Source organism: Mesorhizobium sp. M0174 (assembly GCF_040322275.1).
Taxonomy (GTDB): domain Bacteria; phylum Pseudomonadota; class Alphaproteobacteria; order Rhizobiales; family Rhizobiaceae; genus Mesorhizobium.
In genome coordinates, this window is the sequence record NZ_JAMYTB010000028.1 from 36,891 (window position 1) to 53,100 (window position 16,210).

Annotated in this window: 14 protein-coding genes and 2 pseudogenes; 1 reads left to right on the plus strand and 15 read right to left on the minus strand. The window is 60.8% G+C overall.

Features of this window, described 5'->3' with window-relative positions; all coding sequences use genetic code 11:
* Positions 1-24: 24 nt before the first annotated feature.
* The 13 genes from NKJ13_RS28670 to NKJ13_RS28730 form a co-directional block, all read right to left on the minus strand.
* Positions 25-810 (minus strand): response regulator transcription factor, encoded by a 786-nt coding sequence (locus NKJ13_RS28670; protein WP_352779043.1) that lies wholly within the window; start codon positions 808-810, stop codon positions 25-27.
* Between the two features lie 27 nt (positions 811-837).
* Positions 838-1,317, minus strand: a complete 480-nt coding sequence (locus NKJ13_RS28675; RefSeq protein WP_352779046.1) for a NifX-associated nitrogen fixation protein — start codon at positions 1,315-1,317, stop codon at positions 838-840.
* A gap of 17 nt (positions 1,318-1,334) precedes the next feature.
* Complete coding sequence (nifX, locus tag NKJ13_RS28680) at positions 1,335-1,832, minus strand: nitrogen fixation protein NifX (RefSeq protein ID WP_352779048.1); 498 nt, start codon at positions 1,830-1,832, stop codon at positions 1,335-1,337.
* Positions 1,798-3,180, minus strand: coding sequence for a nitrogenase iron-molybdenum cofactor biosynthesis protein NifN (nifN, locus tag NKJ13_RS28685; protein WP_352779050.1), 1,383 nt, complete (start codon positions 3,178-3,180; stop codon positions 1,798-1,800). The genes nifX and nifN overlap by 35 nt, the downstream gene beginning before the upstream one ends.
* Positions 3,181-3,187: 7 nt before the next feature.
* Positions 3,188-4,678, minus strand: coding sequence for a nitrogenase iron-molybdenum cofactor biosynthesis protein NifE (gene nifE, locus NKJ13_RS28690; RefSeq protein ID WP_352779052.1), 1,491 nt, complete (start codon positions 4,676-4,678; stop codon positions 3,188-3,190).
* A gap of 62 nt (positions 4,679-4,740) precedes the next feature.
* Positions 4,741-6,282, minus strand: a complete 1,542-nt coding sequence (gene nifK, locus NKJ13_RS28695; protein WP_352779054.1) for a nitrogenase molybdenum-iron protein subunit beta — start codon at positions 6,280-6,282, stop codon at positions 4,741-4,743.
* A 125-nt stretch (positions 6,283-6,407) separates the two neighbouring features.
* On the minus strand, positions 6,408-7,910 hold the full coding sequence (gene nifD, locus NKJ13_RS28700; protein ID WP_352771771.1) for a nitrogenase molybdenum-iron protein alpha chain: 1,503 nt from the start codon (positions 7,908-7,910) through the stop codon (positions 6,408-6,410).
* A gap of 98 nt (positions 7,911-8,008) precedes the next feature.
* Positions 8,009-8,902: a nitrogenase iron protein gene (gene nifH / locus NKJ13_RS28705; RefSeq protein ID WP_352771769.1), complete on the minus strand. Its 894-nt coding sequence runs from the start codon at positions 8,900-8,902 to the stop codon at positions 8,009-8,011.
* 476 nt (positions 8,903-9,378) lie between these two features.
* A complete protein-coding gene (locus NKJ13_RS28710) occupies positions 9,379-10,635 on the minus strand; it encodes a type II toxin-antitoxin system HipA family toxin (protein ID WP_352779057.1) in 1,257 nt (418 codons plus the stop codon).
* A complete protein-coding gene (locus tag NKJ13_RS28715) occupies positions 10,610-10,936 on the minus strand; it encodes a helix-turn-helix domain-containing protein (protein ID WP_352779078.1) in 327 nt (108 codons plus the stop codon). The genes NKJ13_RS28710 and NKJ13_RS28715 overlap by 26 nt, the downstream gene beginning before the upstream one ends.
* A gap of 267 nt (positions 10,937-11,203) precedes the next feature.
* Positions 11,204-11,308: a hypothetical protein gene (locus tag NKJ13_RS28720; RefSeq protein ID WP_352779059.1), complete on the minus strand. Its 105-nt coding sequence runs from the start codon at positions 11,306-11,308 to the stop codon at positions 11,204-11,206.
* Between the two features lie 115 nt (positions 11,309-11,423).
* The gene (locus tag NKJ13_RS28725) at positions 11,424-11,987 is read right to left on the minus strand and encodes a Tn3 family transposase (protein WP_352779061.1); all 564 of its coding nucleotides are present in this window, start codon (positions 11,985-11,987) and stop codon (positions 11,424-11,426) included.
* 227 nt (positions 11,988-12,214) lie between these two features.
* Positions 12,215-12,601 (minus strand): hypothetical protein, encoded by a 387-nt coding sequence (locus NKJ13_RS28730; protein ID WP_352779064.1) that lies wholly within the window; start codon positions 12,599-12,601, stop codon positions 12,215-12,217.
* A 480-nt stretch (positions 12,602-13,081) separates the two neighbouring features.
* Here NKJ13_RS28730 and NKJ13_RS28735 point away from each other — a divergent pair, with 480 nt between their 5' ends.
* A complete protein-coding gene (locus tag NKJ13_RS28735; protein WP_352779081.1) occupies positions 13,082-13,591 on the plus strand; it encodes a recombinase family protein in 510 nt (169 codons plus the stop codon).
* Here NKJ13_RS28735 and NKJ13_RS28740 read toward each other — a convergent pair.
* Positions 13,569-14,380, minus strand: a pseudogene (locus NKJ13_RS28740) (IS3 family transposase); the annotation flags it as partial. The gene NKJ13_RS28735 and the pseudogene NKJ13_RS28740 sit on opposite strands and share 23 nt — an antisense overlap.
* Before the next feature lie 206 nt (positions 14,381-14,586).
* Positions 14,587-15,597, minus strand: a pseudogene (locus NKJ13_RS28745) (IS110 family RNA-guided transposase).
* Positions 15,598-16,210: the final 613 nt, after the last annotated feature.

Sequence of the window (16,210 nt, forward strand, 5' to 3'; positions counted from 1 at the left end):
GGTGGCACTACATCCGTTCGCTATTCACCCGTCCGGCCACTCGAGCGAGTAGCCGGCAGACCTGACGGTACGAATGACGCTGGAGGGGGAGGCCGCCTTCAGCGCCCTTCTGAGCCGGCTGATATGGACATCCACGGTGCGTACACCGACATGAATATTGGCCGGCCAGGCCGCGCTGATCAGCTCGTCTCTGGTGAAGACCTTGCCGGGAGTCTCAAGCAAAAGCCGCAGCAGGTTGAACTCGATCGGCCCAAGGTGGACTTCGTGGCCATTGCCCCGAACCCGGTGGGCATCGAGCCTTATCTCAAGGTCGCCACAGGAGATCCAGCCGCCGTTTTCAAACCCGTTCGAACCCGGCTTTGGCAGCGCCAGCTTCATCCGTAGACAGTCAAGCAGCTTGGCCGGCGCGAAGGGCCGCACAAAGCTCTCGTCAATACCAGCCTTCAAGAGATCGAGGTGCTGGTTCTCGGCGCCGGGCGCGATCAGCGCAATTACGGGCAGGCCGCCGGTCCGGGGCTCCCCCTTGAACCGGGCGCAGATTGTGGAGCCTGTCGCGCTTGCCGGCCCGCAGTCCAGCACTACCGCCTGGAGCTCCCGTTCATCGGCCAATGCAAGTGCTTCCTTCACGCCGCCTGCCGGCTCACTCGTGAAGCCGTCCACTCCCAGAATGTGGCTGAGGAACAGATACAACTCAGCATCTTGCGAACAGATCAGGACCAGTGGCTTCATCAGCGCTACCCCAAGAACCACATCGGCCTCGACCGCCTCGATTGAGAGGGCTGGCCATCGCATGTCCTCAAGGCCTGACATGATCCCCTTGATCGAAAATCCGTTTCATCACGCCCGCGCCACGTCGGGATAGGTTTCGATGGCTGCGATGCCATCGCCGACCAGTTTCGTGCCGGCCGCCGCGAGCTTCCAAAACGTCTCGAAGCCGAACCGGTGGACGTCGCGCAGGGTCTTGGACAGAACGACCAGTCGCCCGGCCGTGAAGAGCACGCGCCCGAAGCCCTCGTGGCTCATCTCCATCATCGGCGATGCCATCAGGCCGGAGCGTTCCTCAATCGCAAGCCCGACGGCGGTGTAGAACTTATCGAGCCTCCACAGCACGTCCGGATCGGGATCGCCGATGATCGGAATTGCACGGCGCTGTTCCCTGGTGATGATGAAGTCTCCCAGTAGCTCGGCAACCGGTTTGCCTTCCCATGACCCGTGGGAATCATTAGCACGGATCAGCCGCACGAGGCATTTGACGAACGGGGTGGCAAGGGCCGCCTCGTCCTCGGTGACGGCAGGGCTAACAGCGGCTTCAAACATTTCGCCTACTCCTCATTTCAGTCCTCGTCCTCGAAGGACGGTTTCTGTTCGGCGACACCTGCCTGCGCCAGCACCTTGCGCAGCCAAGGGGGAGGACACGTCCTGAGCATCATCTGCGTGCGCAACAGCACCTCTTGGATGGTTTGGGGCTGCGGCACTTTGATCGGATGAATTTTTGCCGAAACAATCTTGGCTGCCGAAGGTCCGCCGATCGCCAAACAAAACAGGAGGTGACAGCCCTTCAGCGCCTCCACCTTCGGGGTGATGCGGTCATCGCCCTCAGTTGGGTGCTTCCCGCTCTCGTCCGAAACGTCATCGAAGGCCACGGCCTCGACGAGCTTCCACTCCTCGCGCGTCACGTCGTAGACAGCAAAGCGCCTGGCTGAACCGAAATGGGCGTTGAGGTTCTTCATGTCCTGCGTGGCGATCGCCACGCGCAATGCGCCGGCTTGGCGTTCCGGCCTCGGTGCGTGAACCTCGTCAGTGACGAGCGAGAGGCGACGAACGGAGCTCATCTGGCATTTCTCGCTTACGGAGTGGATCAAGCGGCTCGGGCGTCGGCGCGTGCCGGTTAGCTTCAAAAATGTTGGCGACCTCGAAGATCAGGTCGCGGGTCCCCTGGTAGAGGATTGTGAGCTTGTGCTGGCTGCCGAGCCGGTCGAAGATCGGGAAGCCGACCCGCATGAGCGGAATGCCGAGGCGCTGCGCCGCCTGGCGGCCATGGGAATGGGTGACGAGAAGATCAGCGCCGGCGCCAAGAGCTTCCAAATCGCCGAGATCGCCGATCTGAACCGACTGCGCCGGTACTTCCTCCAAAATTTTCGACATGTCGGTCGTGGTGACCGCCGCTGCGATTTCGGAGCCCATGCCGATGAAGAAGCTCGCGAGTTGGTAGAGTTGGTCTGGTTCAGCAGCGATCGCAATTTTCTTGCCTCCAAAGTGGAAATGTCCGTCGAGCAACGCGTCCTGCAACTGCGCCCGGCGACGGCGCACCCCAGCCGGCGCCGCCGCGCCCGAAACTGCGGACAGCAGCGAGACGAACCGGTCGGCGTCCTTCAATCCAGTCAGCGACCGGAACAGCACGTAAGGCACGCCGGTCAACCTCTGCAGCAGCTCGGCCGGGCGGCGCATATGCTCACCGATGACGATGCATTGCTCGGCCGTGCCAAGCTCACGGATATCCTCGACACTGGTGCCGCCATAGGTGGTCGTGACCCAGCGGTCGGGCACCGTACCGTCGAGCGAGCCGGAGATGTCCGGCAGAATCACCGGCTTGACTCCAAAGCTTTCAACCATCTCACGCAAATGCTCGATATCAGCCACAGTGAGGTTCCAGCCAGGCAGGATGGCGATCTTCTTCGACTGCCGCGCCTGCTCGCCGGGACGCGTAATCCTTTCGATCATGGCGGTGACAGCCTTGGCCCAGCCCTCTTCGATCGCGCCGTCGAAATCCGGTGTGTTGGCTAGCACCACCTCCGTACTCGCGAGTTCTTCCGTGCGCTTCAGCCTGATATTGGCGATATCTCCTGCGCAGTCTTCGCCCCGGGTTTCCACCAGCGCCGTCGTGCAGACCCCGATCAGCGTTGGCTTTGCGCGGGCCTTGAGGTTGAGGACCGCCTCTTCCAGATGGTCTGCCCCGCCGAGGATCGTCGCCACCTCGTCCATCGCGGTTGTCTGCAAGGGGATGGCTTCCTTGAAATGCCGCACGAAGAGCACGAGCGCGAAGCTGGTGCAGCCTTGACTGCCGTGGAACAACGGTATCGCGCCGTCGACCCCAAGGAAGGCGAGGGCGGCACCCAAGGGCTGCGATGACTTGAGCGGATTGACCGCCGCCGCTTTGGTCTGGGGAAGGATGCGGACCATCGCTTCCTCAACACTCGCCGAGATCGTCGGCCGTCGTGCCGGCGAATTCCTGGACAGCATGCAAGGTCGCTGTCTCGCTTTTCGTGCGCGGCAATTGCTCCCTCACCTCAGGCTGGCAATCCCATGGTGCCGGCTCCCGCACCTGGCGCCAAATCGGGTTATGAATGGCGAGGTCGATCTGGCGTACGAGTTCCACCATGCCGTCATAGCCGGCGTAAGGATGTTGGCGCTCCTGGTTGATATCGAGCCAGGGTGTCTTGGCCTTCAGCGCGATGAACTGCGTGCGCCCGCCCGACAGCATGATATCGGCCTTGTGTTCTGAGAGCATGGCGTAAAGCTCGCGCGGCGCCATCTGCTGGAACATGTGGTTGTCGTCCTTGAGGATCTGCTTGATGCGCTCCTTGTCTTCGAAGGTCGACTTCTTGACAGAGGTGCCGACGATCTCGATGCCGATCTCCATCAGCGCATGGACGACCGACCAGGACTTCACACCGCCGGTGTTGAGCAGCACGCGTTTGCCTTCGAGCCTCGGCCGGTAGGCCGCGAGCTTCTTCCACGCAATCGCCTCCTCCTCTTCAATCAATGCCTCGGTGCGGCCGAGGATCTCCGGATCGGCACCCTTCTTCACGAGCAGCTGAGAAATCTGTCGGAGCGCTTCCGAGGTGTCGGTGATGCCGTAAAAGGAGCCCTCGAAAAACGGGATATCCCAGCGCTGCTCCATCTTGCGGGCCAGATTGATGAGCGCGGTCGAGCACACCATCATAGCCGCCCGGGCGCGGTGCGCGCAGGCAATGTCGAAGTAACGCGCGTCACCCGGAATGCAGGCGCGCACCCGGATCCCGAGCCGATCAAGGAGCGGTTTCACGAGCCAGAACTCGCCGGAGAGGTTGAATTCGCCAAGAATGTTGATGTCGTAAGGGCCGGCATCATCGGGCTCCACCGTGCCGATGACATGCTCGAGCAACGCCTCGCCGGCAAGCTTGTTGCCGAGATTCTTGGAGCCGACGAAGCCCGGCGCATTGACCGGCACCACCGGTAGGCCGAACTTTTCCGCCGCGCGCTTGCAGACGGCGTTGATGTCGTCGCCGATCAGCGCCGTAACACAGGTCGGATAGACGAAGATCGCCGGCGGCCCATACGCTTCCTTGATCTCGCGGATCGCTTTGAAAAGCTTCCGCTCGCCCTGCCCCATCACCACGTCGAGTTCAGTGAGGTCGGTCGTGAAGCTCGTGCGCCACAATGTTGGCCCGGACGAAGCCGCACCGCGGTTGTCCCAGGAATTGCCTTCGCAGGCGAGCGGCGCATGGATCAAATGCGCGACGTCGGTGATCGGCTGCAGCACGATCTTGGCGCCGTCGAAGGCGCAGCCGCCGGCAGCCGCCCCGGGGGTCAGTGGCTTCGAACAGCCCTTTTTGCGCGCCTTGGCATCCTTGCCGCGGTTCTGCTCGCAGGCGGGCTCGTTGAAGACATCCTGGATTTTGGCTCTGAGCGAGGACATTGCGTCGGTCTCCAAAGTCCCTCGGGAAGACGACCGGCCTCACGATGAGCCGGCCGGCACCCTTAGCGGGTGAGGTCATACGAATAGTCCGTCACGCCCGTCTCGCTTGTCTCGCGATCGAGCTTGTCGAAGATCTTGTCGAGGATCGTCGTCAGTACACGCAACCCGCCTTGGTAGCCCATGAGCGCAAAGCGATGGTGATGGTGGCGGTCGAAGATCGGAAACGCCAGCCGGATCAGCGGCGTGCCGGTGTCGCGCTCCAGATACTTGCCATAGGAGCTGCCGATCAGCAGGTCCACCGGCTCGGTGAAAAGCAGCGAGCGCATCGCCCAGAGGTCCTTGCCCGCCCAGACTTGAGCATCCTTGCCGAACGGCGATGATGCAAGCAGCTCCTTCAACTCCGCTTCCCATGCCGAGGTGCCGTTGGTGGCGAGGCAATGGGTCGGCTCGCCGCCCGTCTCCATGATGAAGCGGGCCATGGCGTAGACAAAGTCCGGATCGCCATAGATGGCGTATGTCTTACCGTGCAGCCAGGATTGGCTGTCCGCCATGGCGTCAACAAGTCGGCCGCGCTCCAGGCGGATTGACTCGGGGATTTGCTTGCCGGAAATCGCGGAGACCTCCACCAGGAAGTCGTCGGTCGCCTGGACGCCGAGCGGGTAATGGAACGAGGCCGTCGCCTGCCCGACCTGTTCGCAATACTCCAGTGTTTTTCGGGTGTTGTAATGTTGTAGCGAAAGTGTCGCCTCGGCGTTGAGTGCCTTCCTCACGTCTTCGATCTTCGTGCCGCCGTCGTACATGCGGTATTCGCCGTCCGACGGCGTGTCGAACTGGTCAGAGGCGTCTTGGATGAAGGTATAGGACACGCCTATCAGATCGAGCAGGCGCTTGAGTTCCCGGTTGTTGCCGACACAGAAGCCGTCGAAGCCCGGAATGATGTTGATGCTTCCATCGGCTTCCGTTCGCTCCTCGCCTTTCCAGAAATGCTCCAAAATGCCCTTGACCGTAACGTCATAGCCGTCGACATGGCTACCGACGAAGGCCGGCGTGTGGGCGAAGGGCACGTCGAAGTCGCGCGGAACCGAGCCTTGGTCCTTGGCGTTCTCGATGAAGCTGTGCAGGTCGTCGCCAATGACCTCGGCCATACAAGTGGTCGAGACGGCGATCATCTTCGGGTCGTAGAGTTGGTACGTGTTGGCGAGCCCGTCGACCATGTTCTTCAGACCACCGAACACTGCCGCGTCCTCAGTCATCGAGGAGGAAACTGCCGAAGCAGGCTCCTTGAAATGGCGCGACAGGTGCGAGCGGTAATAGGCCACGCAGCCCTGGCTACCGTGGACGAAGGACATGGTTCGCTCGAACCCTGCGGCCGCGAACACCGCGCCAAGCGGCTGGCAGGCCTTGGCGGGGTTCACGACAAGCGCTTCGCGAGCGAGGTTCTTTTCGCGGTATTCCCACGTCTTGGTGAATTCGCGTTGGTCGGTAACGACCTGGTCCGGGTGCGGACATTCGAAATTCAGCCTCTTCTCGGCGAGCATCTGCCTGTATTCCGGCTCGCGGAACAGGGGAGCGTGGTCGAGAACTTTTTCAGCCGACTGCGGCATGGGTGGTTACCTCTTTCCATCTGGCCCGCCATACGGGGCACAGGGACGTCGAAACGTTTCAGGTCTCCCGCGGATAAAGGACCGCAGGCGTTCAACGGCCTCCCGGCTTCCGGGAGGCCAGGGTTTCATTCGGCTGCGATCGCCGCCGACGGCTCGGCTTTTTTCTTCCAGGGGGCGTCGTAGAGGTTCCAGACCGGGTTGTTGATGGCCAGATCCATGTCGCGGGCGAAGATGGCGAAGCCATCGTAGCCGTGATACGGGCCGGAATAATCCCAGGAATGCATTTGACGGAACGGTATGCCCATCTTCTGGACCGGGTACTTTTCTTTGATGCCGGAACCAACGAGATCAGGACGGATCCCCTCGATGAACTTCTCCAGCTCGTAACCAGTCACGTCGTCATAGATCAGCGTGCCCTTCTTCACGTAATGGCCGGTGCGCTGATAGTCGTCGTTATGGCCAAATTCATAGCCAGTGCCGACGATCACCATGCCCAGATCCTCATATGCCGTGACGACGTGACGTGGGCGCAGCCCGCCGACATAGAGCATCACCGTCCTGCCTTCGAGGCGCGGCCGGTACTTGGCAATGACGGCATCGACCAACGGCCGGTATTTGGCGATGACCGCCTCGGCCTTGGCCTCGATTTCCGGCCCGAAATGCTTGGCTATCTTGCGGAGAGAGGCTTCGGTTTGGGAGGGGCCGAAGAAATTATACTCCATCCAGTCGATGCCATACTTTTCCTCCATGTGCCGGCAGATGTAGTTCATCGACCTGTAGCAATGGATGAGATTGAGCTTGGCCTTCGGCGCGCGCTCTATTTCGGCCAGCGTAGCGTCGCCCGACCAGTTGCCGACCACGCGCAGGCCCATCTCCTCGAGCAGGATGCGCGAAGCCCAGGCGTCGCCGCCGATATTATAGTCGCCGATCACATTGACATCGTACGGGCCGGTCTCGAACTCGACCTCCTTCTTCTCGAAAACCCAGTCGCGGATCGCATCGTTGGCGATGTGGTGGCCGAGTGATTGCGAGACGCCGCGAAAGCCCTCGCAGCGCACCGGCACGATCGTCTTTTCGTGCTCCTTGGCCTTGTTGCGGGACACCGCTTCGGTGTCGTCGCCAATCAGGCCGATCGGACATTCGGATTGCACGCTCATGCCCTTGTTCAGCGGAAACAGTTCCTCGATCTCGTCGATGATCCGTTCCAGCTTCTTGTCGCCGCCGAAAACAATGTCCTTCTCCTGGAAATCGGAGGTGAACTGCATCGTCACGAACGTGTCGATGCCGGTCGTGCCGACGTAGTAGTTGCGGCGTTGCGACCAGGAATATTGCCCGCAGCCGACCGGGCCGTGCGAGATATGGACCATATCCTTGACCGGACCCCACACCACGCCTTTCGAGCCGGCATAGGCGCAGCCGCGAATCGTCATCACCCCGGGGATGGACTTGATGTTCGATTTGACCTCGCATTCGGAAAGGACTTCGTTTTCCTCGCCAGCCTCGTCGCCGCTCTTTGCGACGCTGAGGTGCTTCTTGCGGCGCTTCGCCGCCTTGTCAGGATATTGCGACAGCACCTCCTCGATAAGCTTCGCATGGAGGGCGCCGTCATTCTCGTATTCCAGGCTCATGGGACCCCTTTCAAGGTTCAGGGTGACGCCTCACCGACGAGGCGCCGTTCTTCGAAAGGCGCGCCAGGTCAGGCCGCGCCCCCAGTCAGTAGCGGTCGTTACTGTACGGCCGCCTTGGCCGCTTCCTTGACCTGAAGCTCGGCAAGCATCTGCTCGTCGGTCTTCATGATGCCGAAGTCGAGCAGCATGTCCTCGAGCTCCTCCATGGTGATAGGGGTGGGGATGGTGCCCTGGCCCGAATTGGCATGGATCTTCTCGGCCAGCGCCCTGTATTCCCCGGCCTGCTTGGAGTCCGGCGCATACTGGATCACAGACATCTTCCTGAGCTCGGCGTGCTGGACGATGTTGTCGCGCGGCACGAAGTGGATGAGCTTGGAATTGAGCCTGGAAGCCAGCGCTTCGGCGAGGTCGAGCTCGCGATCAGTTTGGCGCTCGTTGCAGATCAGGCCGCCGAGCCGCACGCCGCCCGAATGGGCGTATTTCAGGATGCCCTTGGCGATGTTGTTGGCGGCATAGAGCGCCATCATCTCGCCGGACATGACGATATAGATTTCCTGGGCCTTGTTCTCGCGGATCGGCATCGCGAAACCGCCGCACACCACATCCCCGAGCACGTCGTAGGAGACATAGTCGACATCGTCGTAGGCACCGTTCTCCTCGAGGAAGTTGATCGAGGTGATCACGCCGCGGCCGGCGCAGCCGACACCCGGCTCAGGGCCGCCCGACTCCACGCATTTGATGCCTTTGTAGCCGACCTTGAGCACGTCCGCGAGTTCCAGGTCTTCCACCGAACCTTCCTCTGCCGCGAGGTGCAGGACCGTATCCTGCGCCTTCGCGTTCAGGATCAGGCGGGTGGAGTCGGCTTTGGGGTCGCAGCCGACGATGAGGATTCTCTGCCCGAGGTCGACAAGGGCGGCGAGCGTATTTTGGGAGGTGGTGGACTTGCCGATGCCGCCCTTGCCGTAAAAGGCGATCTGACGCAAACCTGACATGTAGCTTTCCTTCCTTCGTTCCATTCATCGCGGCTGCCGCGACATGAATGCCGGTCGGGCAGCTGTCGCCGCCTCGCACCCAAGGATCTCAAGACTCGTGCCAATTTGGCTGATCGAATCGAAGAATAATTTCATGTTTGCTTTTCAGGGATTTAGCTTGAGGCCAAAGAAAGGATCGTCGGAACAAGCCGTGTAGCGGACCCGACATTGGCGACAAAAACGTCGGATAGCGATCCTCAGTCACCGCATTCGTTCGAACCGCATCGTTGTGTTGAGGTGGCGAACAGCATCTCGACCCTCTTGTAATTGCGGGATGCTGCGAACTCTTCTGTCGGCGAGCTGACGTGCTTGCTCACGCGTGTCCTCGTGGACACTGCGCCGAATCTTGCGCCACGCTGGCATACCTTCGATCCACGGCCATCCATACGGGCCGCGGGCGATAATTCCGCCATATCACCAACCCAAGGGGACTCGGCTCACTTATCGGCGCAGGAGTTCAGTATCGGCGTCATCGCCTTCACATGTTCGTCGATCCGCTCGAGCACTTTCGCTGCGACAACCTCGCGCTCAGGCAGATGCCACCAGTGCTCGTTGACGAGTTCGACGGTCTCGACCACTGCCTTCAGGACTGCCGGCTCCGGAAGCCTTGCACGGTTCGCAAATGCTTTCCATTGCGGTGCTGCTAGCGCCTTGAATGAGCGCTCCCCTCCAAGCGACAGCGCCATGGCGTCGGCGGGAATATATGGCACGGTCGACAGGACGTCGTAGATTGGTGCAAGCACCGGCTTGTCGCCGTTGCCGGGATAAATCAAAGACCAGTTCTTCAGGTGCATGTCGCCATTGCCAGTGATGACCGTCAGCGCCAGGCGGCGGACGAATTCGAGAGCCGCCGTAAGTGAGACGGCCACGCCAAGGGCCCAGGCTATGTCGTGATAAGCGGCGCCCGCATATTTGCGCGAGGGATAGACACCGAAGACCTGAGCGAAATCCTCGATGTGAATCCTCTCGCCATCGGCGCCGCGATCGAAGCGTTTGACGAGAAGGCCCTTGCCCTCTGCCAGCGTGTTGAATTCCTCGGGAATATCCTCGAAATCGGACTTCTCGATAAGTTCGCGTTCAGGCACCTCCATGCCGATCGCTGCGGCCAGCGCGAGGTTGGCGAATTCATTTTCGGAAACGCCTGGAAACGCCGTCGAAGGGAACTTGGCGATGTATCGGCCTGGCTCGTCGTCCATCGGCAAGGTCAGGCCGCCGCCTTTTCCAGTGTTCTTCATGACCGACAGCTTCATCTGCACGCCAGCAAGTGAGAACCGCGCCTTGGGCTTATCCTTTGAAGCATCCTGCGAAACTGCTATCGCGCTGTCACTGGGCAACGCCCGTACGGCTCCCGGCAGATCGGCGCCCAGCGCAGCTAAAAGATCGAAATCATTGCCTGGCCGCACATTGCCTTCGTGGTGCTTTTCCATCGCCTCGCGCAATTTCTCCTCCGGCAGGAGGTTCGCGAAGAAAGCGGGCAAGACGCCCGCCAGAGGCTTCGGATCTTTCCGCAATCCTCCCGTCGCTGCCCGGAACGACAGGCTGAAAACCGGAAAGCCGCTGGTCGCGCGGTAGGCCTCATCGAAGTTGAATGCATGGAAATCACCCGGCGTCCTAACGATTGTGCCGATCTTCAGTGCGTTCAAGAGCACGTCCAGCGACGGGATCGTCTTAGGTGCGCGAAAGACTGGAGCCATGATCGTCATCGTCAGGTTGAGAAACAAAGGCGGGTCGATCGTCATCATGATGCGGACGCAATAGAGCCTGGACAGCCGGCACCATGACTTGCGGAACCAGCATCATTTCCAGACCGAGCGCGCGAGCGATATTCATGAGCGTCGTCGCACGCGCCGCTGCGGCTCCCTTTTCGATGTCGCGATAGCGGGGACGGGATATACCCGCCAAATCAGCGACCTGCTCCTGCGTCATGGCAGCGGCCACCCTCGCCTGCCTGAAAAGCCCACCGATTTCGCGCAGAATCTCCGATTCAGAGTCCATCATGTACCTATACGATCTGTTCCGATGCGCGATGATACGCAAAGGTATCTCATCCAGCGAGCGAGTCAAAACTTTTATGATCTGTTCGCGTATCATATATGAAGATAATGATATGCAAAGAGATCAATCCTTCATTCGAGGATCTCCCTGCCTTTAGCGCCGCGCCGAACGGCGTTCCTCCGAGAACAGCTGCTATGGACACCGCCCACCGGAGTTTCTACCGAATGGGCCAGATGCGTACGCGAAAACGGCCAACTGAAAGAACATTCAGCGAACGGCTATTTTGACCTCGGCGCCGATGCGCCCGACGGTGGCCCTATGAACGCGAAAGAGACGAGCGATTTCAGCTGCCGGACGGCCTTCATTTAACATGCCGATGATTTCGGAGCGCTGATCGGGCGTTAGTTTCGGACGGCGTCCACCCTTCGCCCGCGTTCGCGGGCTGCCTGTAACCGGGGCTCCGTGGGTATTTCTACAATAATACCCGCTAAGGGAATTCGAAATTGTTTGGATTGAAGCGGTTAGCGCGGATCGGCGTGAAGCGTTCGAGGGGTCGGTCAATTTCCTTCCAGAGATAGTCTCCGGTGAGTGCGATATGAGCCAAAAGTAGCGGTGCGACCTCGGAGAGCAACTCGGCGGGAATATCGATGCCCTGGCCGCGGACATAATCGACAGCGCGGCTGAGATAGACGGTAAGCGCGTAGGCTATTAGAGGCCCGTTCAGTTCTGGCTGTCGGAAAGCCGCCCGCAGCCGGTTGCGAAGTTCGCCATTGATCTCCGCCGCCCGGACCTGCACGAGCATATGCGCACCGTGAAGCGACCACCGCATCTGCTGCTTCTTGACCATACGTTTCCGGAGGACTGAGTTCACCGCCGACTCGGCCAGAGTGGTGGCGACGCGAAGCCCAGCCCGGCAGCGCTTTCCATAGTAGACGATCGCGCCGCGGTTCGATCGGACATAGGTCAGGAGCTGCGCTCCGAGGCTGTGAAGCCGTGCGATCGAGAACTCGCCTTCCTTCAGTCTTACTAGAAGTTGCTCCAGGTCGCGCATCGCACGATCGGCCCGCCCATGCCACAGACGCCACTTCACGGCTCTGATGTCCTGTCGGCGGTTGGAAGCGCTTAAAAGGGGCCGGATCGGGATCGCACTATGTGATCGGCGATCTGCTGCATGGGCTGGATCTTCATGGCAATATGAAACCAGTCGATGATGTGGGTCGTCGTTTTGGGCACGGCGCGGGCAGCCGCTTTAGGATTTGGCGCCGTCCGAGATCACCGTCACATCCCCAAAGCCGCTATATCCTTCCTGGAGAGAGTGAAGAGCACGATCGCGGATTGCCTGCTGGTCGGTGCTGCCGGTAACGAAATAGCGACCGCCCCTTTCGCCCCGTCCCCGCGGCCGCATCTGGCCACGACGAGCTCGAAATTTCGCGCCGAATGTTGATCCGCGCTACGAATGTGCACCGTATCAATGCTGATGACGAACTCTTTGCGATGATCTCCGGGAAGCTGCATCTCAAGCTGGCATCGGTCATCCGTTTGGGACCTCGCGCGCCAAGTTTCCTGCATGACCTGATCGTCGAGCCGCTTGCCGATCCTGATGGTACGCTTCCGCACGGTCGCATGCGTCTCAGTCGGTTCAGTGGGCAGGAAATCGGCCAGCACCTTCTCCGCCTGCCGGTAGGCAGCATGCTTCCTAGTCGCGCCGTCAGTTCCATTAGCTCCGGTGTCGCTCGATCGGGACAAATTTCCTTCAGCGGCGCGAAGGCACCGACCATCCCTGGATGTCATTCCCGGCACAGCATCCATCGGGGATTGCCAAGGGGCGGTAGCGGCACGCGAGGTATCGCGTTTTGCCCGCAACAGCCGCGATTGGCAGCAGCTCATCGAGATGTGCCGCGTCGTTGATACGTTCTGATCGACCAGGAAGCGGTCTACGCACCACGCCAGGGCAATGACCGGCTGCTCTTGGGTTTGAAGGGCAGCCTCAACCAGTATGAGCTCGATCTCTTACGTCAGCGTTCCCTTTCCGCCCGCTACGAGAAGGCACGCCGCGGAGAGCTTGTCGTCACGGTCCCGGTCGGCTTTTTGAAGGTCGGTGACAGGATCGAGAAAGATCCCGACCGGCGCATCCTGGACGCCATTGTGTTGGCCTTCAACAAAGTCGCCGAACTTGGCAGTGCACGGCAGGCGCTCCTATGGTTCCTCGAACACGGGTTGGATTTGCCGGTCAGGCGCGCGGACGGTGATGTCATCTGGCGCAGACCCAACTATGCAACCATACACCGGATGATTGCGAACCCGATCTACGGCGGCGCTTATGCTTATGGTAAGAGTCGCTCCGTACCGGGATACGGTGGCCGATCTGGAATTCGCCGCAAGGCGCGTGATGAATGGTTGGCGCTGATCCCGGATGCACACGAAGGTTACGTCAGTTGGGAACGGGCGGAGGAGATCCGCAAGATGGTCAGCGACAATGTACCGGCCAGTCGCCATCATGGAGCGCCGAAGCATGGCGACGCTCTGCTTGCCGGCCTTTTCCGCTGCAAAAGGTGCGGCCGGAAGCTGACGGTTCGTTACACAGGAGCCAACCATAACATCCCGCGCTATCCACCTTGTGATCCTTCGATCAGGGGAGGGTGGCGTTCGAGGTGAACTCGGTGCCTAGACGGAGACGATCATGCCAGGCTTGCCGCGGCGGGCGACCAGTTTCGTCAGTTCGCGCGCGACACCCCGGCCCGAGATCGAGGTGTCTGCGATCGCCGCCAGGCATTCGCGTGTCATGTGGTCGACGATGTTGAGCACGCGGAAGCGCCTGCCGCGGGGAACTGGCCGTGGAAAATCCAGCGACCAGCGGGCGTTCGGCCTTGCCTCGGCCAGAACCGGGGCGCGGGTGCCAACCGCGCGTCGTCGTGACCGTCGCTTGCGAACCGTCAGCCCTTCCTCGCGATAGAGCCGCTCATGCGGTTGATCCACGACGGCTCGCCCTCGCGTCTGAGCAGGATGAACAGCCGCCGATAGCCGAAGCGCCGGTGCTCAGTGGCAAGGTCTCGCAAGCGGCCGCGCAGTTCCGTCTCAGGCGGCTGGCAGGACCGGTAACGGATCATCTTGCGGTCGGCAGCAACGATCGAGCAGGCCCGCCGCTCCGACAGGCCCATGGCGGCCCTCAGATGCGCGACGGCTTCGCGCTTGGCGACGGGCCCTATTTTTGAAAGAAGCTCGCGCAGCGCCGAGGCTTCCAGCATCTGGTCGGCAAGCAGCTTCTTCAGCTTCGCGTTCTCCTCCTCCAGCGCCTTCAGCCGCTTGGCGTGCGACACCTCCATCGCGCCATATTTGGCCTTCCAATTATAAAGCGTCGCCTCCGAGATCCCGTGCTTGCGCCAGATCGCCCGCCTTCGCCCCCGCCTCGTGTTCGCGCAAAACCGCGATGATCTGCTTCTGTATTCGGTGTCCTCCAGTCAAGGCGTGACGTTCGATGCAGGTTCTTTGCTTCTGTTCGCGGTCGGCATGCAGCCGCCGGCATGATGGTGTCCGTGGGTCCGATCGGTTCAAAGCTCTTCGGCGTGCTCGGGAAGCGGCAACGACAGATCATGCGAACTCGTCCGGACCGCGCCCTGCATCGAGCGCTCCCTATCCGTGGACAGCTCAGCCTAAGCTGCCGACCAACGGAAATCCTGTTCGTCAAACCACATGCGGTGAAGGGTGACTGCCATTCGTCTGGCCAGGGCGACCTTCGCACGTCGGGCACCCTGTCGATTGGCAATCTTCATTGCCCAACCCTTCATGCTCGACCATCGGGTCGTCGGGCGCAGGATGACGCTCGAACAAGGCCGTTCGCGTCTCACTGTCACCCACTTTGGTGATGCGACCGACCCTGTCGACTTCTCCAGACTGGTATCTTCGCGGTGTGAGGCCGAGATACGCACCGACCGATCTGGATCGGCGGAAGCGCTTGGGATCATCGATCGTTGCCCTGTAGGTGAGCGCGGTGACGGTCCTATGCCAGGCATGGTCATGAGGCGACGGCAGATGGGATCCACTCGAACCGCTCTCAGGACGAGCCGGTGCAGATCCGCCCGGTTTTCGCGCAGACACCTGTGCATCCGCAAGAGCGGTTCAAAGATAGCCAGCAACAGCCGATCCGCTCCGACCAACTGTCGAACCCTTGCCTCGAAACGAACGCGCGTGACGGCGCCAATCTTTAGCCCCAGGGGACGCAACAAGCCTCGGATGACCTGCTCGTTGGCAGTGACCGCCCTGACGGCAGCCTTGCGCGCGGCGGTGAGCGTGCGCAGCCTCTGGCCGGCAGCGGACTTCAGATGAACTGCCTTGAACCAACCTGTGCGCACAATCTGTGCAATCCCCTGCGCGTCATTCCGGTCCGTCTTCACCGTCATCGCGCCCAGAGCCGCTTTGACATGTCGACTCTCGAGACACACGACAGGGAAGCCCTCGTCGACCAGGTGTCCGCCGATCCACTCCGATGTCGCACCGGCTTCCAAGCCAACGCGAACTAGATCGTCCCGCCATCGCTGAAGTGCAGCAGTCACAGCATCCGGGTCACCGAGCACCTTTCCCTGCCACAGCATCTCGCCGGTCTCGGCGATAACGCAAATAGCTACAGCGTCGAGTGAAGTATCCAGTCCTGCATAAACGCTCATGCCGATCTCCTCTTGCCAGGTCGGCTCTGAGCATCAGACAAACGTCATGATCCGAAAAGGGGCCAAGCGTTCAGCGAGCTGAACCGAATACCCCATCTCTTCCGTAAATCGCTTTCTCTTCATGAGTCCGTCCTTCAATCGAGGCCGGACTCTAATCTCAGATGGAGGAAATTACCCGTGGCAGGTCAGTTCGGGCGGACCTTCGTGGCAGATCCGAACGTGGCTCCCAACCACGGCTGGCGACATCGATTCAAAACCATGGGCATGGAAGCTGGTATCCCTTGACCTTGCCCCCAGTTTCTATCCAGTTTTGAGTTCGTTTCCGGCGTGGGTTGTGCCCTGCTGGGCGGGTGAAGCGGCGGGCGCTGGCGCGGAGCCTTTGGCATAGCGCAGCGCGAGCGACCGTCGCAGATTGAAGGTGGTGGCGAACTCGGCCGGTGTCTGCCAGGCGATTTGGGAATGCGGCCGCGCGGTGTTGTACAACACGACGAGAGAACGCCCACGGGACCGGGAACGCAAGTTTCTTTATCCATGGCATCCCTGGGCCGGGCGTTGTGTTCACGTTCATGAGGTGATCGAGAAGGCTGACCGGGAGGTTTTCCGCTGCAGTCTC